The sequence below is a fragment of the Gaoshiqia sp. US2 genome (assembly GCF_059705485.1).
Genome location: NZ_AP048550.1, coordinates 942,838 through 968,139, shown reverse-complemented (window position 1 = coordinate 968,139; position 25,302 = coordinate 942,838). Strand labels below are relative to the sequence as shown.

Annotated in this window: 21 protein-coding genes; 11 read left to right on the top strand and 10 right to left on the bottom strand. The window is 46.0% G+C overall.

All coding sequences use genetic code 11. The features are described from left to right. Positions 1 to 155: 155 nt before the first annotated feature. The 3 genes from AC6H3C_RS03730 to AC6H3C_RS03720 all read right to left on the bottom strand — a co-directional run bounded on the left by AC6H3C_RS03730 (position 156) and on the right by AC6H3C_RS03720 (position 5,409). Positions 156 to 1,745 carry a restriction endonuclease subunit S gene (locus AC6H3C_RS03730; RefSeq protein ID WP_497519348.1) on the bottom strand — a complete coding sequence of 530 codons (1,590 nt, stop codon included), beginning with the start codon at positions 1,743 to 1,745 and terminating at the stop codon, positions 156 to 158. Next, the gene (locus tag AC6H3C_RS03725; RefSeq protein WP_497519346.1) at positions 1,745 to 4,558 is read right to left on the bottom strand and encodes a type I restriction endonuclease subunit R; all 2,814 of its coding nucleotides are present in this window, start codon (positions 4,556 to 4,558) and stop codon (positions 1,745 to 1,747) included. Before AC6H3C_RS03725 ends, AC6H3C_RS03730 begins: the two co-directional genes overlap by 1 nt. 425 nt (positions 4,559 to 4,983) lie before the next feature. Continuing rightward, positions 4,984 to 5,409 (bottom strand): helix-turn-helix domain-containing protein, encoded by a 426-nt coding sequence (locus tag AC6H3C_RS03720; protein WP_497519345.1) that lies wholly within the window; start codon positions 5,407 to 5,409, stop codon positions 4,984 to 4,986. A gap of 568 nt (positions 5,410 to 5,977) precedes the next feature. Here AC6H3C_RS03720 and AC6H3C_RS03715 point away from each other — a divergent pair. The 3 genes from AC6H3C_RS03715 (at position 5,978) to AC6H3C_RS03705 (ending at position 13,165) form a co-directional block, all read left to right on the top strand. Continuing rightward, positions 5,978 to 9,022, top strand: a complete 3,045-nt coding sequence (locus tag AC6H3C_RS03715; RefSeq protein ID WP_497519344.1) for a SusC/RagA family TonB-linked outer membrane protein — start codon at positions 5,978 to 5,980, stop codon at positions 9,020 to 9,022. 226 nt (positions 9,023 to 9,248) lie between these two features. Then, complete coding sequence (locus AC6H3C_RS03710; protein ID WP_497519342.1) at positions 9,249 to 10,619, top strand: RagB/SusD family nutrient uptake outer membrane protein; 1,371 nt, start codon at positions 9,249 to 9,251, stop codon at positions 10,617 to 10,619. After that, complete coding sequence (locus AC6H3C_RS03705; RefSeq protein WP_497519341.1) at positions 10,619 to 13,165, top strand: alpha/beta hydrolase family protein; 2,547 nt, start codon at positions 10,619 to 10,621, stop codon at positions 13,163 to 13,165. Before AC6H3C_RS03710 ends, AC6H3C_RS03705 begins: the two co-directional genes overlap by 1 nt. Positions 13,166 to 13,182: 17 nt before the next feature. Here the strand turns inward: AC6H3C_RS03705 and AC6H3C_RS03700 are convergent, their stop codons facing one another. From AC6H3C_RS03700 to AC6H3C_RS03685, 4 genes are all read right to left on the bottom strand, one after another. Continuing rightward, positions 13,183 to 13,464 (bottom strand): DUF6520 family protein, encoded by a 282-nt coding sequence (locus tag AC6H3C_RS03700; protein WP_497519339.1) that lies wholly within the window; start codon positions 13,462 to 13,464, stop codon positions 13,183 to 13,185. An 18-nt stretch (positions 13,465 to 13,482) separates the two neighbouring features. Then, positions 13,483 to 15,015: a MauE/DoxX family redox-associated membrane protein gene (locus AC6H3C_RS03695; RefSeq protein WP_497519338.1), complete on the bottom strand. Its 1,533-nt coding sequence runs from the start codon at positions 15,013 to 15,015 to the stop codon at positions 13,483 to 13,485. Between the two features lie 430 nt (positions 15,016 to 15,445). Further along, entirely contained in the window at positions 15,446 to 16,057 is a 612-nt protein-coding gene (locus AC6H3C_RS03690) for a Crp/Fnr family transcriptional regulator (protein WP_497519337.1), read from the bottom strand. 100 nt (positions 16,058 to 16,157) lie between these two features. Next, positions 16,158 to 16,715, bottom strand: a complete 558-nt coding sequence (locus AC6H3C_RS03685) for a UpxY family transcription antiterminator (RefSeq protein WP_497519335.1) — start codon at positions 16,713 to 16,715, stop codon at positions 16,158 to 16,160. A 366-nt stretch (positions 16,716 to 17,081) separates the two neighbouring features. Here AC6H3C_RS03685 and AC6H3C_RS03680 point away from each other — a divergent pair, with 366 nt between their 5' ends. Continuing rightward, positions 17,082 to 17,675: a TetR/AcrR family transcriptional regulator gene (locus AC6H3C_RS03680; RefSeq protein WP_497519334.1), complete on the top strand. Its 594-nt coding sequence runs from the start codon at positions 17,082 to 17,084 to the stop codon at positions 17,673 to 17,675. Between the two features lie 68 nt (positions 17,676 to 17,743). Next, on the top strand, positions 17,744 to 18,883 hold the full coding sequence (locus AC6H3C_RS03675; RefSeq protein WP_497519332.1) for a StlD/DarB family beta-ketosynthase: 1,140 nt from the start codon (positions 17,744 to 17,746) through the stop codon (positions 18,881 to 18,883). A 118-nt stretch (positions 18,884 to 19,001) separates the two neighbouring features. On the opposite strand, the gene AC6H3C_RS03670 is transcribed toward AC6H3C_RS03675, so the two are convergent. After that, the gene (locus AC6H3C_RS03670) at positions 19,002 to 19,190 is read right to left on the bottom strand and encodes a hypothetical protein (RefSeq protein WP_497519331.1); all 189 of its coding nucleotides are present in this window, start codon (positions 19,188 to 19,190) and stop codon (positions 19,002 to 19,004) included. Between the two features lie 148 nt (positions 19,191 to 19,338). On the opposite strand from AC6H3C_RS03670, the gene AC6H3C_RS03665 reads away from it, so the two are divergent. Genes AC6H3C_RS03665 through AC6H3C_RS03650 form a run of 4 tightly spaced genes read left to right on the top strand, consistent with a single transcriptional unit; the run spans position 19,339 to position 22,486 of the window. Next, the gene (locus tag AC6H3C_RS03665; RefSeq protein WP_497518053.1) at positions 19,339 to 19,497 is read left to right on the top strand and encodes a hypothetical protein; all 159 of its coding nucleotides are present in this window, start codon (positions 19,339 to 19,341) and stop codon (positions 19,495 to 19,497) included. Between the two features lie 48 nt (positions 19,498 to 19,545). Then, positions 19,546 to 20,769, top strand: coding sequence for a site-specific integrase (locus AC6H3C_RS03660; protein WP_497518051.1), 1,224 nt, complete (start codon positions 19,546 to 19,548; stop codon positions 20,767 to 20,769). A gap of 2 nt (positions 20,770 to 20,771) precedes the next feature. After that, positions 20,772 to 22,124: a site-specific integrase gene (locus AC6H3C_RS03655; RefSeq protein WP_497519329.1), complete on the top strand. Its 1,353-nt coding sequence runs from the start codon at positions 20,772 to 20,774 to the stop codon at positions 22,122 to 22,124. A gap of 5 nt (positions 22,125 to 22,129) precedes the next feature. Next, positions 22,130 to 22,486, top strand: coding sequence for a virulence RhuM family protein (locus tag AC6H3C_RS03650; RefSeq protein WP_497519327.1), 357 nt, complete (start codon positions 22,130 to 22,132; stop codon positions 22,484 to 22,486). A gap of 48 nt (positions 22,487 to 22,534) precedes the next feature. Here the strand turns inward: AC6H3C_RS03650 and AC6H3C_RS03645 are convergent, their stop codons facing one another. Together AC6H3C_RS03645 and AC6H3C_RS03640 are read right to left on the bottom strand one after the other, a co-directional pair. Further along, the gene (locus tag AC6H3C_RS03645) at positions 22,535 to 22,846 is read right to left on the bottom strand and encodes a helix-turn-helix transcriptional regulator (protein ID WP_497519326.1); all 312 of its coding nucleotides are present in this window, start codon (positions 22,844 to 22,846) and stop codon (positions 22,535 to 22,537) included. Beyond that, positions 22,836 to 23,129 carry a helix-turn-helix domain-containing protein gene (locus AC6H3C_RS03640; RefSeq protein ID WP_497519324.1) on the bottom strand — a complete coding sequence of 98 codons (294 nt, stop codon included), beginning with the start codon at positions 23,127 to 23,129 and terminating at the stop codon, positions 22,836 to 22,838. Before AC6H3C_RS03640 ends, AC6H3C_RS03645 begins: the two co-directional genes overlap by 11 nt. A gap of 707 nt (positions 23,130 to 23,836) precedes the next feature. On the opposite strand from AC6H3C_RS03640, the gene AC6H3C_RS03635 reads away from it, so the two are divergent. Together AC6H3C_RS03635 and AC6H3C_RS03630 are read left to right on the top strand one after the other, a co-directional pair. Then, complete coding sequence (locus tag AC6H3C_RS03635; protein ID WP_497519323.1) at positions 23,837 to 24,838, top strand: hypothetical protein; 1,002 nt, start codon at positions 23,837 to 23,839, stop codon at positions 24,836 to 24,838. 50 nt (positions 24,839 to 24,888) lie between these two features. Next, positions 24,889 to 25,299, top strand: a complete 411-nt coding sequence (locus AC6H3C_RS03630) for a PcfK-like family protein (RefSeq protein ID WP_497519321.1) — start codon at positions 24,889 to 24,891, stop codon at positions 25,297 to 25,299. The last annotated feature ends 3 nt before the right edge of the window (positions 25,300 to 25,302 follow it).

The window sequence follows — 25,302 nt, the reverse complement described above, 5'->3', positions numbered from 1 at the left end:
TAATGGCGGGGCGTTGTACCTCAAAAAGTTCGGCTATTTTGCTTTGTGGCAACCAAATGGTTTCGTTTTGCAGCAAAACATCTACCTTTATATCACCGCTATCGGTTTTGTAAAGTAAAAATTGCCTATTGGGGTTGTATTTCGACAAATCCATATTATTTCTTGCTTTTCTTTTTTGCAGTTACTTTTTTCTGCTCTTGTTCTTTTGCCAATTTTTCGGCTTGTATTTTTTTGAGCAATACGCTGGCAGGCTCGTAGTCTGCGGCTTGTTTACATTGCTCAATTTCGGCTTGACTTAGTAGTTTGCCCTCAAAGGCTTTTTTAAGAATGCTTTGGCGAAGGGCTTCGGCTTTTTCTATGCTTTCTTTGAGGCTTTGCTCCATTTTGTCGCATACCGATAAACGGCGTTCTATTTCGGCGACGATTTGGGTTTGTTCTTCTAATGAGCACAAAGGAAACTCAATTTCCTCTATCCTACTAAGTGCCAACTTACCCAAAGTCATAGAAAAAACACTTTGTTTTATCTTAATTTGTGCAACTAAGGAATTTAACCAATATGAAATATATTTACTTGATAAACTTGAAGTGCAAATAATTTTAGCCGCATTTTCAGTTAAAATTGATAAATGATGATATTCTGGTATAACACCTGCATCACCAATACAAGCACCAACAATCGTAATATACACATCACCTTTATTTACCCTGTAATGGTATAATTCATCATAAGTTACCTTGTTTATATAATTTACTTCATTTATAACAGTTCCATTTTTAAGATTGCCTGCCATAATATAATTATAGGGTGTTTTTTCTTTGGAGAAATCTTGTCCTTTGGGTAATCTTTTCCCCCCTTTTACGGCACAAGTTTCACCAATTTTTCTCCATGCAATTCCTTCTTGTAATTCAAAAAGGGTTTTAAGTTCTTCATCAGTTAAAGGTTCAATCTCATTCCATTTTTTCGGTATTGTAGGCTTTTTTCCTTTCTTCCCATTTTTCGCCCATTCCTTTACCGCTTTTTTCCATTCTTCAACTTGTTGGTTGTAATGGTTTTGGCGTTCTTCTTTTATTTGTTTTAAAAGTTCTTCGGCTGTGGGCAGTGGCTCTGCCTTGCCCTGAGACGCAAGGTGTTGCGTCTTTACACGCCATTCTTTGGTGAGTTCGCCCTCAAACGCCTTTTTCAACACCGCTTGGCGGTATATTTTTAATTGCTCTTGTGCTTTTTTAAAATTGGCTATGCCGTTGTCTAAATCGGAAAACAGGGCTTCGATTTTGGAAACTATCGCTCGTTGAATGGGAAGGGGGGCGAGGGGTATTTCTAATTTCTTTAAAATAGTTTGACTTATATTGGGTTGAGCTCCACCAGTCCCTTGTGATATTAACTTTTGTTTTCTGTTTAAGAGAAAATTATACAAGTATTTAGATTCGAAGGCTTTATTCTTATAAATACCACAAATAGCTTGATTTGTTGCAGCTTCAACACCTAAAAATGCAAGTTTGCCAATCGTTGCACCGTACAATGCAATCAATAAAGTGCCTTCGGGAAAAATTTTTGCACTTGATTTTTTAACTGCTTCTTCTGAAATATGTTCTTCTGTATCGTAAATGATACCTTTATCCAATTCACCTGATTTTACCCAAGGAATTGAACCTTGATAAAATTCAATATTGTTTCTTGAAGGAGTACCTCCAGAGGTAGTAAAGCAAACTTCTCCCAATTCTACTTCAATCCAATCTTCTCTCATTATGCTGCTAATACCTCGTTAAGTTCGTTAATAATATCGTTCATTTCGGCACCAAAGAGTTGGTACATTTTGCCACGTCCGCCTTTTTCGTCAAAGGGGGTATAGTCGAGGTCTTCAATTTCAATGTGGTACGAATTTACTACGTGGTTTTTCAGCTCACGCAGCCAGTCCATTTGCTCGGCAGTAAAGCGGTTGTGCTTTCCTGCATTTTGTTTAAAAATCCAGTTTTTAAAGTTTTCGTCAATGGTGGTATCAAAGGCTTTCAATTCTTTGTCAATGCCACAAGCACGGCGAATCAACGAAACCAATGCTGTTAATTCGTCAATGGGTTGTTTGCTTTTCACATCTTCCAATTGGCTGTATGCAGCCCAAATATAATCGGGGGCAAGCATCGGCTTATCTAATTTTAGTTTTGCTGAAACCTCCTGTATCATTTTAAAAGTAATGTTACGTCGGTTATATGGTTGTTTGTAAAAAATAGTGAGTGCTTTTATCTCATCTTGGTTGGCTTCCAGATATTCGCTAAAATCTTTTACAATTTCTTTGGCTTTATCCACCGAAGTAGTATCCCATTCAGCTTTGGTTACTTTATCAATATTATGGCTGTCGATAATTTGCTCGTGTTCAATACGCACTTTTTCAATGTAATCGTTTAGCTTTCCGTTAAATGATGAAGCTGCTTGATTAATCAACTCTTTTTGAGCCTGTTGCCTTGCTTGTTCTTCCTTTTCTGGGGTGCGGTCTTGTATTGGAATTGATTCAATGATTGGCTTTGCCTTTTCTTCAATTTCGTCTTTATCAAAAGCAGATAATAATTCCTTGCTTATTTGTTTTAGGTTTTTGCCTTTTGAATGTTCCAGTAATTTTTCTTTTTCTTTGTCGGTAATTTCCTTTTCTAACCGGATTAAGCGGTTTGCCAGCGAAAGAAACAAATCTTCCTCGGCAACTCCCATTGTTACAGCTCCCAGCAAATCTTTTAACGCCACGGTGGGTTTACGTTCCAATGGTCGGCTGTCGGTTTTTTTCGATTTTGTTACACCAACTGCATCAACAATAATAAAATGGGTTTTTACTTTTGCCGTTTTTGAAACCAACTGCAAACTGTCTTTGCTTATGGTGCGGGTTCCTCGCCCTTTCATTTGTTCAAAGTAGTTGGTGCTTTTTACATCACGCATAAACAGTAGCACTTCCAAAGGTTTTACGTCGGTGCCTGTTGCAATCATATCAACGGTAACAGCAATGCGAGGATAATAGGAATTGCGAAAACGATTCAACACTGATTTTGGGTCTTCTTGAATTTTGTAAGTTAGTTTTTTGCAGAAGTCATCGCCTTCGTCAAACTCTTCACGAATTATTTTTATAATATCATCGGCGTGGCTGTCGGTTTTAGCAAAAACTAATGTTTTGGGAACTTCATATTCTCCGTTTTCATCTTTTCTATTTGGGAAAATTTCTGTTTGTAATGCTTTATTAAATTGGCGTATAATATTTCTTATCTGGCTTGGATTAACCACTTTTTTATCCAAATCGTTCGTTACATATTCGGTGTCTTCATCTTCTTGAGTCCAACGGGTTTTTCTCGTTAGTTTGTCTCGTCTGTCTACAAACCAACCTGCTTTTATTACGCTTCCTTTTTTCGAAATTTCCGTTTCAATATTGTAAACATCATAAGGAACATTTACGCCATCTAAAACCGATTCTTCATAAGTATATTCACTCACCACATTTTCCTCAAAAAAACCAAATGTTCTTTTGTCGGGCGTGGCTGTTAAGCCAATAAGGAAAGCATCAAAATAATCTAAAACCTGTTTCCAAAGATTGTAAATAGAGCGGTGGCACTCGTCAATTACAATAAAATCGAATTGTTCAATAGGAACTTTAGCAGAATATTCAACAGGCAATGCCTGTTTTTTATTACGCTGTTGTTCCATCCAAGTTGATTCATTCGGGTTAGTATCTTCTGCTCCTTCGTCTAATTCTTCGCCTTTCAAAATGGCGTACATTCGTTGAATTGTAGAAATACAAACCTGGCTATCTGATGCAATGTAGCTTGAAGTAAGCCGTTGAACATTATAAAACTCAGTGAATTTGCGGTTGCTGTCATTGGGTACAAAAGCCATAAATTCCTGTTCCGCCTGTTCTCCTAAATTTTTGGTGTCAACCAAAAATAAAATACGTTTGGCTTTGGCGTGTTCCAATAAGCGATACACAAATGTACAGGCAGTAAATGTTTTACCAGCTCCCGTAGCCATTTGTATTAAGGCTTTGGGCTTGTTCTTTTTAAAAGATTGCTCAAGATTATTAATAGCCTTAATCTGAGCAGGGCGAAGCCCTGCTTCAATTAAAACTGGAATATCTAATAATCTTGTCCGTAAACTTTTATCTTTTTGTAGCCATTCTGCAAGTGTTTCAGGTCTGTAAAACCAAAAAATACTTCTTCCTCTTGGCTTTGGGTCTCGTGTATCTCTAAATCGTGTAATTGTACCAGTGCTTTCAAATACAAAAGGCAAAGGGTCGTTGTCTAAATATTTAAGTTTTGCCAATGAGTATTCTTTAGCTTGGTCTTCGGCAACGGTAAGTTTATGTCCTTCGTCTTCTTTTTTTGCTTCAATAATTCCAACAGGTTTTTTATCCACGAATAGCACATAATCGGCAAACTTTGTTTCTGCCTGATATTCTCTTAACGCAACACCTCTGCCAGCTCCTAAGTCAACTTCATTTTTTGATTGAACAATCCAACCGGCATCAATCAACATTTTGTCGATTTTGTCTCTGGCTATTTGTTCAGGATTTTGGTTCTTATCTTTTGTCATATCGTTATCTTTCAATCGAGCGTTGGCAAGAAATGGCTCTTTTGGTTTTTTCAGCGTTTGGCTGTGTGTCGGCAAAAACCAAATGTGCCATTTGTGCGGTGGCTATTTCCATATTTTCTTTTTTGTCTTTATGCAGCAAAAATACCATATTATTCTGTCGTTGGTTTTTGTCTTTTTACAATGAACGCTAACGTCTGTGTAAATTTACTATGAAATATATTTCCGTTTTGTCGGGTGAAAAGTGAAATATATTCTTCCAAATCCGGAAAGTATCTTTATACGCTCCTCACTCACATCAAACCATCAGTCAGGATTTTTCTTTACCCGGTAATAAAGATATTGGAACCTAAGAAGTCATCCCTCATATTTACTTCTTTCCCATAAGCCCAACAAACATGAACTAACGCTACTGCTTTCGCAATAGATTATTTCCTCTCCTTCAACAACTTCTCCAGCAGCGCATTCTTCTCTTTCTCCAACTCAAGCATGCGTTCGTAAAGAGCTGTTTTTTCTTTGGCAAGCTCCATTATTCGCTCAACGGGGTCAGGATTGTTGTGGATTGTATTAAAGCAAGCCCCGCTTCCTTTTTCAAAGGTATTATTCTCAATAATTACCGTTACCGGATCCTCTTCCAGTTCTTTAATAAACTCGGGAACCACATTTAAGGCCTTGGCGAACTTTTCAATCATATTGTCTTCAATCACTTTCTTCTGCTCATAAGCGGAGATTTGAGCCTGACTGATCCCCAGGTCAATGGCTAAAGCATCCTGTTTGATTCCCAGGGTATGACGGATCCGTTTGATGGCATGTCCGTGGTGTGTGTGTTTCGAAGGTTTTTCTTTTGTTTCCATTTTTTATTTGATAGAAAGGTATAACGAAAATAGTAAAATCCTGATTATGATGATAATTATTTGTGCAAAATCAATAATTATAAGCAGCATTATTTTTATTAACTCTTTCAAACTTATTTCCTTTGAAAAGAAACCCGGAAGGATAAACTTAAAGGAAACATGGGTTCAAATAGCTGGTTTCAATAACAATATTAAACAAAATCCATCATGCCTTGCTTTAAACGCTTTCTGTTTCCCCGACGCGCCCCGTAAATACAGGGGCTATATCTCCCCCGTTTGTAAACCTCCGGGATTTTCCCAAAGCCCGGGGGTTTTAACCATCCAATCATCCAAAAAAAATCCTAAAAGTATGAAACCCAATTTCTGCTTCCTGGCCTTGCCATGCCTTTTCCCGACCCTCCCCGTCAATTTAAACACGAGGGCACGAGGGTATAAAGATACAAAGGCACGGATTCATTTACCGGATCACAAATCCGTTGTGGCTTGGTGTCTTTGTGTTTAACCTGTATTTCGGTTTTTCCCGAAAAGCAAATCAATCAAGAACAACCAAACTTAAACAAATGAACAGATGAAGAATAAACCCAAAAATCAAAAACAAAAAACAAAGTATTGGCTTTACAGCCTGCTGTTGCCGGTAGTACTGGCATTTTTAAGCCTGCCGGCCGGTAGCCCGGTGCAGGCTGCCAACCAGTTGCAAAACAAGGTAGTCACCGTCAGCGGGACAGTCACCGACGGGGCCGGCCAGCCCTTGCCCGGGGTTACCATCATTATCAAAGGCAGCCTTACCGGCACCACTACCGCCTCCGACGGGATTTATGTGCTCAAAAACGTACCGGCAGGGGCCGTAATTTCCTTTTCTTTTGTCGGCTTTAAAATCCGCGAAGTAGTGGTTGGCGAACAAACACAAATCGATGTCCAACTGCAGGAAGATGTGACCACCCTTTCGGAGGTCACCATTAACGCGGGCTATTACACCGTGAAAGACCGGGAGCGTACCGGCAGCATTGCCCGGGTAACGGTCAAAGAGCTGGAAAACCAGCCGGTGAGCAATGTGCTTTCGTCGGTGCAGGGCCGTATGGCCGGGGTGAGCATCACCCAGGGTAGCGGGGTACCCGGCGGCGGCTACAGCATACAGATCCGCGGAACCAACAGCCTGCGCCGCGCCGGCAACTACCCCATGTACATTATCGACGGGGTACCGGTAAGCGCAGAGGGCAGTTCTTCTTTATCCGGTGGCATTTTGCCTTACACCGAAATCAGCCCGCTTGCGGCCATTAACCCCAATGATATTGAAAGCATCGAAATTTTAAAAGATGCCGATGCCACGGCCATTTACGGTTCGCGTGGCGCCAACGGGGTGATCCTGGTTACCACAAAAAAAGGAAAGGCCGCGCGTAGAACATCCTTTAGCATCAACAGCAGTTACGGAATCAGCCGGGTAGCCAACCAAATGGAACTGATGAACACGGAGCAATACCTGGACATGCGCCGGCAGGCTTATATCAACGACGGTATCGCCAACTATCCCGCCAACGCCTATGATGTGAATGGTGTCTGGGACCAGGAGCGCTACACCGACTGGCAGGATGAACTGATTGGCAAAACGGCCGTCAATACCAACGTGCAGCTTTCACTAAGCGGGGGCAGCGAAAACACCAGCTTTCTGATCAGCGGCAGCCACAACCGGCAAACCACGGTTTTCTCTGATGATTTCCGCTACAAAACCGATAACGTATCGGGAAACCTGAGCCACCGCTCCGGCGACAAGCGGCTGGCCCTGAACGTCTCCGCGCAGTTTTCAGTCCAATCGAATAATCTGATTGAAACCGATATCACCAGCCAGGCCCTGCGGCTCAGTCCCAATGCCCCCGCTTTGTACCAGGAAGACGGCAGCCTGAACTGGGAAAACAACACCTTTACCAATCCCGTGGCAGCTTACGAAAGCACTTACGGCAACGACAGCAAAAGCTTTAACATCAACCTGAACCTGGGCTACGAACTGTTTCCTTCTCTATATGCCAGGCTGAACGGGGGGATCAACCACCAGTTTTTTGAGGAGCTTGTGCTACGTCCCAGTACCATCTATAACCCCTCCTTTGGTATAACCCCTGCCAGTTCCAATGCATCAAAAAGCCGGAGCCAGCGGTTTTCTTACCTGGCCGAACCCCAGTTGCAGTATGCCCGCAGCTTTAACGGCCATCAGCTGGATGTCTTGATCGGCGGCACGTACCAGCAAACAACCACTTCAGCTTTGCGCCTGTCGGGTGTTGGCTTCGATACCAATGCCCTGATCACCAACATGGCTGCTGCCAAAAAGGTGACCGTTGCACAGGACCAGGAGACGGAATACAAATACGCCGCGGTATTCGGGCGCATCAATTACCAGTACAAAAACCGCTATATCCTGAACCTGACCGGGCGCCGCGATGGTTCCAGCCGTTTCGGCCCTGACAAACGTTTTGCCAGCTTCGGGGCCGTGGGAGCCGCCTGGCTTTTCAGCGAAGAAAGTTTTTTGTCGGGCAGTCACTGGTTCAGCTTTGGAAAACTGCGTGGCAGTTACGGGACAACCGGCAGCGACCTGATTGGCGACTACCAGTACCTGGACACCTACACGGTGAGCAGTACCGGTTACGGGGGCAGCGTAGCCCTGAACCCTTCCCGGCTGCACAACCCGTATTTTAGCTGGGAAAAAACAACCAAAATTGAAGCGGCACTGGAACTGGGCTTCCTGAAAGACCTCATCCGGCTCAGCGCCGCCTGGTACCGCAACCGTTCGGGCAACCAACTGGTGGGCATCCCCCTGCCGGCCACTACCGGCTTTGCCAGTATCCAGGCCAACCTGCCTGCCACGGTGGAAAACAAGGGGCTGGAACTGGAACTCAGCGCCACACCTGTAAAAACTGGCCGGTTCAACTGGAACAGCAGCTTTAACATCAGTTTCCCGAAAAACAAGCTGGTGTCCTTTCCGGGGCTGGAAGGCTCCACCTATGCCAACCAGTACGTGGTGGGGTATCCAACCTCCATTATGAAGGTGTATAACTACGAGGGCATCGATCCCGAAACCGGCCTGTATGTCTTTACCGATTACAATACCGACGGGGCCATCACTTCACCCGATGATAACAAGGTGATCGAAAAAGTGGGCGTGAAGTATTTCGGAGGCTGGTCAAACCAGATCACTTACAAACAATGGGAGTTTTCGTTTTTGTTCCAGTTTGTCAACCAACGGCAGCAGGACTATCATGCGCTGTTGCCCAATCCCGGGGTGATGTATAACCAACCGGTGGAATTGCTGGATGTATGGTCTGAAACCAATCCGGACGGCCGGTACATGCCCTATACGACAGGCGCCCACCCGGCGATCTACCAATTATTGGGGTATTTCAGGGGCAGTACGGCCACCGTCGGCGATGCTTCCTTTATCCGGCTCAAAAATGTCCAGCTGGGTTACCGGCTACCGATAAACAAATATGTACAGGATATCCGGTTTTACGTGCAGGGCCAAAACCTGCTGACGATAACGGATTATTTCGGCGTGGACCCGGAGTTTGTTCTGACCGGCTTTTTGCCTCCCCTGAAAACCTGGTCGTTCGGTGTCCAGCTAAACTTTTAGAAAAAGGTATGGAACGCAGATGAGACAGATGAAATATGATTTTAAATGATCGGGATTCAATTTTCCAATACCGAAGACTGGGCATTGGTTACTGGTTACTGAATACCGATCACTGAGCCTGCTTCGAAAAGTTCTTTTACCCCTAAATCCCCTGAAGGGGACTTTGAAGAGTGCACTGAACATTGAATACTGAATACTGAAACACACATCACTAAAAAATGACAACATGAAAAAAAGATATCTCTATTTCTTCCTCGGGGCGCTGCTCCTGGCCTCCTGCGAAGAGTTGGTCGAGGTAAACGATCCCACCAACCAACTGGGCACGGCACAGGTTTTTGAAGATGTCCAGACCGCCAATGCCGCACTGGCAGGTTTATACGCCGGTCTGCGCGACCAGTCGGTTATCTCCGGCGCCGGGTATTATACCATCAGCACCCTGGCCGCCTCTTTTGCTGATGAGCTGGATTGCTACCTGAATGACCAGAACGGGGTAATGGATATTTACCGAAGCCAACCCCAGCAAACCAACACTTACATAGCAAGTGTCTGGAAGACCGCTTACCAGCAAATTTACTATGCCAACTCCATTCTTAACGGCGCAGAACATTCAATGGCCCTGTCCGGCGCCGATAAAAACCGGATCAAAGGCGAAGCCCTCTTTCTCCGCTCGTTGATTTACTTTTACCTGCAGCAGCTTTTTGGCGATATCCCTTATACGGCCAGCCCCGACTACGAATACAACCGGAGTTTAAGCAAAACCGGGGCAGAGGCCGTTTTGGAGCAACTGGCGCTTGACCTGACCGAAGCCGTTTCCCTTTTGAAAGACGAATACCGCGATACCGAACGCATTTATCCCAACCGCAAAGCAGCCGAACTGCTTCTTTCACGTATTTATTTGCTCCAGGGAGAATGGGAGCTGGCGGAACAAACGGCCGAAGGCATCCTGCAATCGCCCTTATACCGGTTCCAGGCTGATCTAAACGAAGTGTTTAATAAAAGCGGCAGCCATATCCTCTGGCAGTTGAAACCGCAAAACAGCGGGGATGCCACACGGGAAGCGTCCTTCTATTATTTCACGGGTGCGGCGCCCAATGCCTATGCCCTGACAACGGATCTGCTGGGTTCCTTTGCAAACAATGACCTTCGCCGGCAGACGTGGATGGCAGTAGTCACCGTTAGCGGCAGTTCCTGGCACCGCCCGTTTAAATACAAAAACCGGACAAACGGGACCAACACCAATGAATATTCCGTGATCTTCCGGCTCGAAGAGGTGTATTTTATCCTGGCCGAAGCTTTGGCCCGGCAAAACCGCCCGGATGATGCCCTGCCTTACCTGAATGCCACCCGCGAAAGGGCCGGGCTCGAAGCATTGGCTTCATTATCGGGCGAAGCTTTCATCACGGAATTGCTGGCAGAAAAACGCCGCGAGTTTTTCTGCGAGTTCGGCCACCGTTTTTTCGATCTCAAACGCCTGGGCCGCCTGGATGAACTAAGCTCCCTGAAAACCAACTGGGATGATGATAAAAAGCTTTGGCCGCTGCCGCAAAGCGAGTTGTTGCTTAATTCAAACCTTCACCCGCAAAACCCCGGTTACTGATGATAAAGTCCATGTATTCCTTGTTCCTGTTATTCCTGTGCCTGCTCTTTGCGGCAGGCCGGGAATCAACCGGGCAAAGCCGGTATGACAACCAAAGCCGCCTGTTTTCGGAAACCTTTCACACACTGGCATCCCCGCTGATGCCGGACGACGGGAACTGGCTGGTTTTACGCAAACGAAGCTGGGTACCTGCCCGTGACCCAAACGACCTGGACAAGGACACCGTACTGTTGTTTGACCTCCGGCAGGCCGGTAAGCCTAAAATCGCCGCCTGCCGGCAAAAGGTCAGGAACATGGCCTTTGTTGGGAACACCCACCTGCTCTTATCCGGTGAACTGCAAACAGAATTACTGGACCTGAACAGGCAAACAAGCCGTTATTTTACCTGCCTGCAGCGCATGCAGGTGCTGAAAGGCAAAAATCAACTGGTGCTGCATTATGGCAAAGACGAAAACAACAGGCTGGAACTGCGTGACACCAACGGAGCGCTTCTAAATACCCTGGAGCATGTAAGCCAGTTCTACCTTACCGGAAATGGAAACATCTACGCGGTCACTGAAAACCCGGAACCTGTTTTTGATGTTTTCCGGCTCAAAGGAAAAACAACAGAAAAGGTGTACACAACGTCCCAAAAAATTACTTCCCTGGAAGTCGATGCCAACCAGCAAGGGATGATGGTCCACCAGCAAAACCCGGAAGGTTCGTCCCCTGAAGTACTGTACCTGGACTTCAATACAAAAACCGCCTGGTCCTTAAACGAGATAACTTCCATGTCATTTCAGCGGGCCTTTACCGATGTGATCAGCGAAGGGAGTACTTATTTTTTACGACTGTGGATACACCAGCCGAAAGATGACACTTCTCCGGTTGATATCTGGTATGGTAACGATAACCGGTTGAAAGAGAAATTTCTTCCGTCTACCCGGGAGGTCTGTTATGTCTGGGAACCGAAAAACAAAAAGCTTCAACCGTTGGGAAACAAGCAGCTCACCAAAAGCGCCAACATCGGGAATGAACGTTTTTTTTTGAGCATTGACCCTTATCTGTTAGAGGATTATACCCGGGAAAATGCACCGCTGAAAATCTGCCGCTACGACCGGATAAGTGATACTTACACGGTGATTGATACCATCTCCTCCCGGTTATATACTTCCCCCAATGGCCACTATGCCCTGTACTTTAAAAACAACACCTGGCAGGTTTACCACATCCCATCCGGCACCGCAGAGACGGTTGGTGGTGCCCAGCTGAAAACACCTTATTTTGAGGCTGATGACAAAACGGTGCTGTTTGACGGCGATGGCGGGCTGTGGCGTTATGACCCGGAGCAAAAAGAACTTGTACAATGGAACAGTTTCGAAGGATATCAAACAACAATCCTGAACGGAACTTCACGCACGACCTTGCCGGGGTTTAACTTATTTGAAAAGACAGTCAGCCCGGATAAGCCTTTGGTGATTAAGCTGTATGAGCCGTCAGAAAACAGGAGTACTTACATCTTATGGAAAGATGGCCAGTATAAGACAATTGTAGCCCCGACGGCCAAACGTATCCAAAACCTGAACTACAACCCGTCGTTTACCTGTTTTTCCTGGCTGGAAGAAGATTACAACCTGCCGCCCCGGTTGGTTTACAAAGTGACGGGCAAACCGGAACAGGCGCTGTACCAAAGCAACCCGCAGGATACAGCCGTTTTGTCACTGAAACAGGAGATCATTTCTTATACCAACAGCGACAGTATTCCCCTGAAAGGTATTTTGTATTACCCGTTAAACTTCGATCATTCAAAACAATACCCCATGGTGGTGCATATTTACGAAAAGCAATACCGCCTGGCTAACCGGTACCCGTACCCTTCGTATTACGAAAGCCTGGGCTTTAACATCAGGCTGCTGCTTGAAAACGGGTATTTTGTGTATTTGCCGGATATCCTGATACAGGGAAAAGCGGGACCGGGCATCGATGCTTTGGATTGTGTGAACCATGCCCTGGATGCCTTGGCCCGCAACCCGCTGATCGATCAACACCGGCCCGGCTTGATCGGGCACTCCTTTGGTGGCTATGAAACCAGTTACATTGCTACGCGCTCCGGACGTTTTGCTGCTTATGTCTCCGGCTCCGGCCACAGCGATCTCATTTGGGCTTCCCATGCCTTTAATTATAACTTTCGTTTTCCTGATCATGTGCGGATTGAAGCCAACAACTACAGATTGGGAAAGCCTTTCTCATCCGATAAAGGCCTGTATTTTAAAAACAACCCGCTTTATCATGCGGAAAAAGTGAATGCACCTGTGCTGTTATGGTCAGGACTGGATGACCAGAATGTAACCAGCGACCACTCCATGGCCTTTTACAACGCCCTGCGCAGGAATAAAAAAGATGTGATCGCGCTGTTTTATAAAAACGAGGGACATGGCCTGCAAAAGCTGCAGAATCAATTTGACCTGACCACCCGCATTCTGGACTGGTTCGGCTATTTTTTAAAGGGGGAAGAAACAGATACCGGATGGATTGAAGAAGGGATAAAAAGGGAGGGCGCCCCGTAGAACGCCTTCCCTAACTGCTAAGGCACTACCGGTTCGAACAGTAAAGCTCCGCAACTGGTACCATCAAGCTGTCGCAGGTTGTGACTGGTACTGGTTGAAGGGTCTGTCCATGTACAGATATTGCCGGGTTCGGTCGAACACGTTTTCGGTGATTCAACACACTGACTGGTAGAATTGTCGATATAATAACCGGTTTTCAGGTCATCATCCGAACTTTTTGTACTGTGGCTTGCCAAAGCGGCGCCCACTCCCATCAGTACAATGGCAGCCGGCAGATAGAGACTTTTTAACTTTTTCATGTTTGTCGAAAAATTAAATTATTGCCTACTCTGTTCCAGGTTTTCGGCTTCCCCTGCCGTGAAATGCCGCGCCACCGCCTGCGCAAAACGGTAACGCACCAGTTCGCTGCCACGCAAAACAAACAGGTGTTTCTCCGTGGCCAACATCCCGGACAGCTTGTCTTTCCCGCGGTGATATACATAAAAGCTGCCCAGGTATTCCTGTTTACCGGTCCGGTACAGGTCGACAACGGCTGCCCGTTTCCACAGCTCCCAGGATTCGAACTTTCCCATGAGCATGGACCGGTTAAACAGCACCTGCCCGTGTACCGCCGGTGTTTTATTTACCTGTAAAGGGGGCGCGTCCATTTTGTGCCTCCCGTCCGGGAGTGTGCGCACCTGTACCCGCGCCCTTGTTATGGTGTCGATGGTATGCAGTTTACGCAACAAATTCAGTTCTTCATCCATCACCAGGATCCGGTTGCGGTAGGTATATACATAAATCAGCTCCCCGGTCACATCATCACCCAGCAACCAGCCGTCGGTATCGAACATGCCGTCCACCTGCTTTTCCAGCAGTGTTTCGTTCAGGATTACTTTCGGCTCCCGGCCCGGGCTGAGCCGTCCCAATACCTGTGCTTTGCTTTGGCTGCTCTGGGCCCTGAAAGCAAAAGTCAGCGAATCAACCACCTGCAACTGCGAGAAATAACAGTCTTCGAAACTGACGGTGCGGGCCAGCGAATCGCCCAACTGTCCCCGGTAAATCACCGGCACCGTCCCGTCGTACAGGTAAAAATGGGGCGGCTGTACCTGTGCACGGATAAAACGAAAGCGGTGTTCCGTATTGTCCAACTGTATTTTAATGGCTTTTATCGTTGTCAAAGCGGTGTCGATGCCGGTTAATACATGCGGGGCGGTTGTATTGCCCAGGTAGATTTGCCCGCCGTCGATCCCGGCAAAATAGTACGAGTTGGCGCCCAGGTCAAAGGCTTTTTCATCCCGGATGGGGTGTTGCCCGAACCGGCGAATAAAGTTGTTTTCCTTTTTGATGATATGCTCCGACGATAAAAAGAGCCCTACAACAAGGCCGGCCGAAGCGACAGCCGGCAGTACGCTTTTAAGCGCCACCACACCGGCACGGGTGTTTTTGTCGTTTTCCAAAAGCAGGATGGCCAGCAGGGCCAGGGCGGCAAAGGCGACATTAAACACCAGGTGTTCGGTCCAGCCCAGTTGTTCGATAATGCCCCCACACGAGCAGGGAACAAAATCGCTAAAATTCAAAATCAGGTAAATATAGACTGTAAAGGCGACCATTAAAAAGAAAGAACCGTACAGTCCGGCAAGCCGGGTGGACCGGAAGCACAGCAACAGGGCCAGCAGCAATTCCAGGCCGATCACAGCCGGGGCGGTCAGCCCGGCATAGGCGCTCAGCAAAGGCGACTGGGCCAGCTGCACCCGGAAGTCTTCAAAATCCAGCAACTTACTTACGGCCGCATACACAAAAAGCAGCACGTACAGGTAACCGGCCGTCCGGATCATGAGCTCACGGTATTTGGGCAGGAACGTTCTCATGGATCAAACTTTTTAAACCGTTTTTAAAATCCCGTTTTTACAGTGTCGGTGTTGTACCAAAGTTAGACAAGCGGTCGCTCTTTCTGCTTGTCCTAAGTTAAGAAGTGACTTATCCTGGGATAAGAAATACCTTATCATAGGATAAGAAAAAACTTATCATAGGGCAAGAATTGACTTGACATGGGATAAGTAAAAACTTGACCCAGGTTAAGAAAAAACTGAAACAGGCTTCAAATAATACTGAATATCACCTATTTGTAAAAACAGCTGTCCGGGGGCTATCCGACTCAGGCCGGAGTTGAATTTCAACGGTTCACAGTCTTCTGTAAACATACAAGCCTTTGGCCCGGAAGGCGGATATCTCCCGTTTATTCAAAAAACCAGTCAAAACATCTCAGGGATCAATACCGGACAGAAGGCAGCATTAAAGTCATGGATGCCCGTGCTTCTGAAGCATCCGACTGAATGTTTGCGGGGTGATGTTCAGATAAGAAGCGATAATCTCTTTCGACAGGCTTAATTCGACTCCCGGGTTGGCGGCCAGCAAATGCAGGTAGCGTTCCCAGGCCGAAGCACCCGCCAGTTGGTGGGCCCGCTGTGCAAAATAACAAACGTACTGCAGGGAAACACAACGCGAGAAAATCTCCGCCTCCGGAAATACCTGGTAAAGATCCTGCAACTGAAGGTACGAGATGGAGATCAACAGGCTGCCCGGCATCACTTCGATATTCATCTCCGAGGGTTTCCGCTGGAAGAAGCTAACCGGATCGCAGACGATACTTTGTTCCTTCCAGATGATCGGGGTCACTTCCCGCCCGGCATTTTCATCAAAATAGAAACAGCGGGCAATCCCTTTTTCAACAAAGTACAGATGGTCTGCTGTATGGCCGGCATTTAACAGCAAATACCGATACCGGTGTTCCGTTATGGTCAGGCGCTCGTCAACGGCCGCAATCAACTCGTTAACATATTGCTTTTCAGTGAGCTTTTTGGGCAGGGGCCGCAATTTAAAAACGACATCGTACAGGCTGTATTTTTTCATAGCTGCATGGTTTCCATTAAATCGTCTTTCACCGCCTGTTGAGTCTTCTCCCGCAGGCTGGGACAGGTTGCCGGTTTTCTTCCGGGTATTTTGGGGACATTCAGCGTCGTTCCAGCGCTGACCGTTTGATATCAATAAATACGGTATGATTGATGGCCTCCAGCCGGATACCGAAGCGGGTTTTGCCATGCTGCCTGACAAGCACGCCTTCATATCCCGCCAATGGGCCGGACACGATCCTGACGAATTCACCTTTTAAGAAACCCCTTTCAACGGTGACCCTCCGTTCAAGGCCCAGCATGCTCCTGACACCTTCGATCTCCTTCCCCGAAAGCACCGATGGTCTCCCGTTACAGGAAAGAAAGGTCACCACGCGCGGAAGGGACCGGATAGCATACAACTCGTGCACATAGCTGTACACGAAAATGTAATTCGGGAACAGCGGACATTCGATTTTTTTCGTCTGCCTGTTTTTCCAGGTCCTTAGTGAGGCCACTGTCGGTAAAAACACGTCATAGTCCAGGTTCGTGAGATTTTTATAAACCAGCTTTTCAGCCCGCGGACGCAGGTAAAAGATATGCCATTTCCGTTCACCCGCAGCGTATCTGCCGGAGGGGCCAAAGTCATTTCCCGGTTTAAAAATCCTTTTTTTATCCATTGCAAAGATTTTTCAGGTTAAATGCTTCACGGGACCAGTAAACATCTCTGCCGCGACACAAGAGGGGGTGATTATCGGGTTACTTTCAGCACCCGGGCAGTCATTCACATGCTTTTTTTACGGTTAACTTCAGTTAAATGCAGACTAAAGAACACACCAGGGGCTTGTCACTTAGCAAAAAGCGAGTACTTCACGAATCGTATTAAAAAATACCGTACATTTGGTATTCAAATGTATAAAAATAAATTACATAAACAAAACACATTGATAAACATCAGAAAAACCACACCCCTGCCTGCTGATCCTGAAGCTTGTTATCAGGTCATGGTTTTTGTGTAAGTTTGCAACTGACAGACCCGTACGCTTATGACAACAAAAGACCGAATCATCGAAGAAGCTTTCAAATTGTTTTTAAATCACAATTTTGAAAAAGTAAGTATTTCTGACCTGGAGGAAGCGGTAGGCAAAACCAGGGGCGCCATATTTTACTTTTTTGAAAACAAGGAGGACATCTTTAACCAGGTCATTGATACCTACATTGTAAAAACACAGAATCCCCTGGAGAAATTTGATCTGCCGGATGATTTATCCTTGAACCAGTTTATCAGCCAGTATATCAACGGAATAAACAAGGTCATGTCGAAGATGTTATCGTTGTCGGTTGTCAATATCTACAAGAACTATTTCTCCTTATACCTGCAGGCGTCACGCATCTATCCCAACTTTTCAGAGATCATGACCCGGCATGCGGCAGAAGAAGTGGACCTGTGGGAAAAAGTGATTCAGCGGGCCATTCAAACCAAAGAAATAAAACAGGTGGATGCCAGGCGGTATGCCGTCCTTTTCCGGAGCTGTTTTTTGGGGCTTGCCTTCGACCGGTGTCTCTCCTACGGGCTGAATACCGATGAGTTATTTTCCATTTACCAGGACATCTACAAACAACTGAAGCTGAAATCTTAAGCCGGTTTACTGCATTCATATGTAAAAAAATTATTATTTTTACATACTAACCAGTATAATTTATTCAAATGAATGCAGATGTTTTTATTACAGCTTCAGGCAAATTCCTCCCGAATTTACCTGTTTACAACGACGAGATGGAACAATATCTCGGTCTGATCAACTCCAGGCCGTCCAGGGTGAAGCGCATCGTGTTAAAGCAAAACGGGATCAGGTGCCGGTATTACGCGCTGGATGAAAATCAAAAGATCACGCACACCAACGCGGAACTGGCATACCTTGCCGTGAAGGAACTTTTTCCCGCCGGGAAAATCCCCGATGATATTGGTGTGCTGGCATGCGCCACGGGCAACCCCGACCAATTGTTGCCGTCTCATGCCTCGATGGTGCACGGGCTGATGAAAAACAGGCCGATGGAACTGTATTCCGTTTCCGGGGTTTGCCTGACCTGCCTGCAGGCGTTAAAGATCAGCTTTATGTCGGTCCTTTCAGGCCTATCCAAAAAAGCGATATGCTCCACGTCCGAACTGGCTTCTCCCACCTTATTGTCAAAAAACTACGAAGAGGAATACGAACACTGTGCCCATGCGGGTGAAGATCCGTACATGGCTTTTGAAAAAGATTTTCTGCGCTTTATGCTGAGCGATGGCGCCAGCGCCGTTTTGCTGTCGGATACAAAAAATGAGGCGGGCCTGTCGTTTAAAATCGGCTGGATTGAAATGACCTCCTATGCCAACCAGCTTCCCACCTGCATGTTCATGGGCGCCGAACTCCGGGATGACGGGGAACTGATCAGCTGGAAGGAATTTGAAAGTCAGGATTTAATTAAGCGCTCTGTATTCACGGTCAAACAGGATATTCGCCTGTTAAAGCCCAACATTATCCGTTACTGGGTCGATCATCTTGAATACTGCCTGCAAAAACACGGGACAAACGACTCGGAAATCGATTACGTCATCCCCCATGTTTCTTCCATGTTTTTCTACGGCAAGTTAGCCGAAGAAATTGAAGCCAGGGGAATTGACCTGGGCCCCCGAAAATGGTTCACCAACCTCACTGAGATCGGGAACATCGCCTCCGCTTCCATATTTGCCGCCCTGAATGAGCTGGCCAAATCCCGGCGTCTGCAAGCGGGTGACCGGATCCTGCTGATGGTGCCCGAAAGCGGCCGGTTCTCTTATGGTACGGTGCTGTTGACGGTGGTGTAAACCGTAACCCGGGCGTTGCGCCGAAATGAAAATTTCTCCACCCCTTTTTTTCGTTTCTCCCGGGGAAGCGGAACGGGTCTCGGTTGGTTCTTCTGAAAAAACGTAAATCACTCCGGTCTTACGGCATCGATGGTAATTTTTCCTCTAATCTCAATTTCAATATGGCCATATCCTTTGAAATTTTCGAATCTACAATCCGGGCATAAATTTGAGTTGTTTTCAGGGAACTGTGTCCCAGCATTTTTGAAACCGTTTCAATAGGAACCCCATTGGCCAGGGTAACCGAGGTGGCAAATGTATTACTCAAAAAGAAAACCTCAGATAATTAAATACAAAGTGCTGGCTATTAGAGTATAACTGCGTTATTTCACTATATTCTTCCAACCCCTGAAATGGAAGGATAACACGCACTAAGGCAGAATTTCCATTACCTATGTATTGCCCTTTGGGTTGTTGTGGAAAAGAAAATAAAGAACGCCGGAAAGCCTGAAATAAAGCAGTTCATCAACCTTTCTCCTGCGAAAGATCGACAATCTTTAACGGTCATCGGCAAAAAGGTTGAAAAACAAGCGCTAACCGGTGCCTTATGTGCTGACACGCTGCATTTTGCATAACTACAAATGACTCTGTAACAGTTAATTTTAAAATTTAAAAACAGGGTTATGAAACAAGCAGTCAAATTATCATTTTACCTCAAAAAGAATGAGGGAAAACCCGACGGGACATGCCCCATCATGGGACGTCTTACCGTCGGCAAAACAATGGTGCAATTCAGCACCAAGATGAACGTACCCATATCCCTCTGGGATACCCCTTTCGGACGTTGTAAAGGCAAGAGCAAACAAGCTGTTGAAATCAACGGGCAACTGGACAAAATACGCCTATCCGTCAGTTACCATTACCAGGAGATTGTCGCCGTCAAAGAAAAAGCAACGGCGGAACAAGTGAAAAATGCTTTTTCAGGCATTGCCTCCGAACAGGAAACGCTGGTGAAGTATTTTGAAAAGCATAACACGAATTTCGCCAAGCGGGTTGGGGTAAACCGCACTTCCCACACGAGCTTTGAATATGAAAATGCCCTGCGTCATCTTAAAAACTTCCTGAAACATAAATTTAAAGTTTCGGATGTCCCGTTTTCCGCATTGGACGATGCTTTCATCAACAGTTATGACTTTTACCTGCGCGTGGAATTACAGTTAAAACCGAATACGATCCTGGGAATCGTAACCCGGATGCGGAAAATGATTAAGTATGCGGTTTGCGAAGGCATCACAACCAGCGACCCCTTCATCAACTACGCGCCGGAACGTCCCAAACCGCAACAAAAATACCTTACCCGTGCCGAATTGGATAAGATCATGAACACTCCTTTGGACCATCCAAACCGCTACCTGACACGGGATATGTTCCTGTTTTCCTGTTTTACCGGGCTTGCCTACCGGGATATGTGCAATCTTTCGGAAAAAGATTTGTATAAAGCAGAAGACGGGGTGATCTGGATTAAAACCACCCGGCAGAAAACAGGGACACCCTGCGAAATCCCCTTGCTGGAATTTCCTTTACAGATCATCAAAAAGTACAGGGCCCTGGCCCCTGAAGGAAAATTGCTCTTAATGTTGAGTTGTGGCAAACTAAACGTTAACCTGAAGAAAATCGGCCAAATATGCGGGATAAAAAAACGGCTTATCTTCCACATGGGCAGGCACACCTACGCGAGCGAAATCACGCTGTCACAGGGAGTCCCTATTGAAACGGTGAGCCGGATGCTGGGGCACAGCGACCTGCGTTCCACCCGTATCTATGCGAAAATCACCAACGATAAGATCAGCGAGGACATGGGCAAGCTTGAAGAACGGATAAGCGACAAATACCAATTAGCGGATTAAGGATGATGGAAACCAAAGAAATATTGAAAGGACGCAGTAAACACCGCAGCACGTTCGCCGTGATGTTTTACATCAACCGGACAAAAACGAAAAAGGACGGTAGGTGCCAGCTTTTGTGCCGGGTAACCATCGATACAAGCGTGGCGCAGATAGGCACGAAGATAGCCGTTGACCCATCCGTATGGGATGGCAAAGCCGGACGGGCTACCGGCAAGAGCAGAAACGCCATTTTTGTCAACCAGGGCATAGATAAGCTGATAGAAGAAATTACGGCCCATTACAGGGAACTGCGTACATCCCTCGGCTTCGTTACAGCGGAACTGGTAAAAAACGCATTGAAAGGTATCGGCAGGAAACAAATCACCCTGATGAAACTCTTTAAGGAACACAATGAGGAATTTCAAAAGCGGGTTGGCGTGGACAGGGTACAGGCAACACTCGACCATTATGTGCGCACATACGAATTACTGGAAATATTCCTGCGGGAAAAATACGGTACGGAAGACGTAACGCTCCGCAGCCTCAGCCTGGCCTTTATCGATGCCTTCGACCTGTTTTTAAGGCAGGACAGGCTGATGGCGCAGCACACGATATCCGGGCACCTGATCAACCTGAAAAAGATCGTCCGCCGTGCGGTAAGCCAGGGAACGCTCAAACGCGACCCCTTTGTCACTTTTATCCCGGAACAGCCCGAACGCAAATGCCGCCACCTGAAAGCCGGAGAACTGGACCGGTTGATGAACCTGCATATTGACAGCAAAAGCCTTTGCCACACAAGGGATATGTTTATCTTTTCGACCTTCACCGGCCTGGCTTACGCCGATTTGTTCAACCTTTCGGAAGAACACCTGAAAACCGGGGCCGACGGCAGTTTATGGATAAAGATAAACCGTCAGAAGACAAAAACCGAGTGCAACATCCGCTTGCTGGAGATACCCCGCCAAATCATTGAAAAATACCGCCATGAACGGAAAAGCGGCAAAATATTCAATGTAAAAACACGGACTGTTATGTGCAACCATTTCCGTAAAATAGAAAAGATGTGCCATATCGAACGAATCACGTTCCACATGGCGCGTCATAACTTCGGGACACATATTACTTTATCGCAGGGCGTCCCCATTGAAACCGTCAGCCGGATGATGGGGCACAGTTCTATAACCACCACACAGGTTTACGCGCGTATCACCGATACAAAAGTAAATGAGGATATGAAAGCCCTCTCCGGTAATATCAGCAATAAATACTCGCTTTTTGAAGATCAGCGGATGCCGGTGGGTATAAGCCTTAATCAGAATTTCAGGCTAAAGGACAAAACAGTAAACCCCAATAAAAACAAACAATCAAAAAAATAATAGCCATGAACACAGGAAGGATCAATATAAATGGGAATACCGTGACCGTAAACCCGGTCCATGGAACCGTATGGCTTACAAAATACCAGATCGCGGACCTTTTCGGCACTTTTGTTCCGACTGTCGGGAACCATATCCGCTCCGTACTGAAAGCCGGATTGCTGAAACAGGAAAATGTGGCATTACACCAACAAACCGCAACTGGAAAGACCATTGAATTATACAACCTTGAAATGATAGTTACCCTCGCTTTTCGCATCCGTTCCGAAAAAGCGGAAGTGTTCAGGGCGTGGGTGATAAGGCGTGCCGTACATGGGCCTGTACCATGGAATTTGATGCAGACTGGACTGATACTCAATTAAGCGCTAATCCGATAAAAGATAAAGCAACCAATTGGGTTGCTTTATCTTTTATACCAGGTCTTCAATTTCCGGGGCGCTTTTCCGCGCGGCGTTGATAACTTCTTCAACTTCACTCTCCTTGTATAAAACCTTACCGTTTATCAGGTAGTAGGGGAAAATGCCCGCTGCACGGTAGTCCTGCAATGCCCGGCGGCTTAACTTCAATTTTCCCGACAATTCCCTGTCATTTAAAAATCGTTCCTTGCCAAAGGTTTGACGGTTATCCTTTTCCAACCGTTCAAGGGTATCTTTAACCCGCTCCAACTGCTTGAACAGTTCTGCCACCCGTGGGTCGGAGTTATTCAACAGGTTATTTTTCATGACCTTTATTTTTATGTGAAGCATCCAACAACCTTTCCACATCTCCAGGCCTGTAAAGGACCTTATACCTCATTTGGTAATACGGCAGGATACCGCTGTAGCGGTAGTTTTGCAGCGTGCGCTTGGTTACACCCAGTATCCGGCACACGTCCTCATTGTCCAGCCAGTCCGAAAGGGACATATCCCTGTCTTTTTGGTCCAACATCCCGGCTTTTTTAGCCAATGTTTCCACCCGCCTGACAAGCGAATCGGAAACCCTTGTATCAAGACTAATAATTTCCATATTTTAATATATTATTGTTTCCTCTTTTGTGAAGCTAAATGTAGCTAAATAGTTTTCAACTATTTGCCATACAGCATATTGCTGGCAGTCCTTGGCACAGTAATGGCCACTTGAGGCATTATAGTCCTTGGAGTTTATTTGCGATTTACTTTTGAAACCGGTGGTTGGGTACCGTTTAGTTTTTCCAATGCTTCTCCCTGTATAATTTCTTCCCCGTTCGCCGGTGTATGCGGAAAGCGGGTTTGAGTAACCGCGTTCAGGTGCGAAAGTATTTCCGTGTTCTTTACGCCGCCGCAAATTCAAGCCTGACGGTTTTGCGAAAAATCTTCCTCTTTCCCTTCGGGCGAGCGTATTTGTTCGCAAAAAATTTGACAACGGCTAAACACTACTTTCCCATGCCCCTGAAACACGGTCACTCCTCACCGGCTCCGATACGGCATAAAAAAAAAGTCAGAAATTATGAGAAGCATTGAAAAAAACAGGAAACAACGATCTGCCTACCTTCCAATCAACATAAAATTGGTAGTAAAAATCGCTTTGGTGGTTTTGGGGTTCTGTGTATGGGGAACGGAGTTCATTTGGGTAATGTTGGGCTTATACCTCGGTTGGGCTGTCATCAGACAACTGCTTTCCTGTCTTGTCTCTCTCGTGGTTCTCTTAATTATCCTGGCTTTGCTGGTTTCATTAATTTTTTAACAGTTAAAACTATGGCAAAGTATTATTCATTGTTTGGGGGAACTACCACAGATACGGAAGTACAGGTGGTAAAAGAAAATCAAATTGTTATCGGGTATGGCTATGCCATGAGTGAATCCCGGTACGTGGTCTGTAAGGTGGAACACATTGAAAACAGGGGGTATCTGTACCATCTTGTCAATACCGGCACCAGAGACATGGACAGAACGGATATACTAAACCCACTATCCAAAAAATTCGGCATCGGCAGGTATTATGATGATTTAAACCCCGAATTTATGGACGCTTTTGAGGTCGCCATACTCCTTCAGGAAGCACAGGAGAAAGCCAAAACAAAAGCGGACGAAGCCGAAAGGGAAAGGGCAAGGGTGGAAGGAGTAAAAGAAGCCGGTCGCAAACGCTTCGCCGGAATATTTCCCGAAAACGCACAGGCAGTTATCGTGGCACGGCTCAAACAGGACGAAAGCGACATGCAAACCGACTACTTTGCAAGCAGTACCCGGCGCACCGTCATTTTAGGATTTTCCACGCACAAAAGGGACATCTTTTCCGAAATGCGCAAACATGCCGAACACTTTGAAGAAACAGCTTGGTTAGCAGGATACAACGAGCAGTACGAACACCGGGAAAAGTATTCGATGGGTGCAGGGTACTATTTGGGAGAAAGCAAATATCACGGGTGGATCATTGAAAAAGTACCCGTGTATGACCGGAACCGCACGATAGGGGAATTTTCCTATACCGCAGGGAACGAAGATAATATACACATCAATAAGCTCAACGGGACAACCCCCAATAACCCCAAAGGAGAAGACAAGGCAAATTGCACAATGGTTGAGTATTCAGCCAAAGCGGTCGCAGTTTTCAGGGATACCAAACCAATCAGGGAAGAACTCAAAGCGATGGGCGGGCGGTTTAACAACAGATTGACTTTTAAGGGAGAAAAAATCGCAGGTTGGATATTTCCCAGGTCAAAAGAGCAGCGTTTAGCCTGTTATTTCGGATTGGATTAATACAAATGTTTCACACGGGGCAGTATCCCTGCCCCACAATTTCAAAAAAAATGAAAGCATCAAATCATTTCAAAAACACTATAAAGGCTTATTTAGACCAACGGGCGGAGGACGATACATTATTTTCGCGCCAATACTGCAAACCTGAAAAGAACCTGGACGGTTGTATTACCTACATTCTCAATACGGTGCAAAAATCAGGGTGCAACGGCTTTACTGATGAAGAAATCTATTCAATGGCGGTGCACTATTACGATGAAGACAATATAGACATCGGCAACCCGGTAGAATGCCATGTAGTGGTCAACCATGTGGTGGAACTGACTGAAGAAGAAAAACAGCAGGTACGTAAAGATGCCATACAGCGGGCACAGGACGAGGCATACAACAAGCTGAAACAGCCTGTAAAAAAAGCCCTAAAAGAAGAGATTAACATTCAACCATGTTTATTTGATTTTTGACCG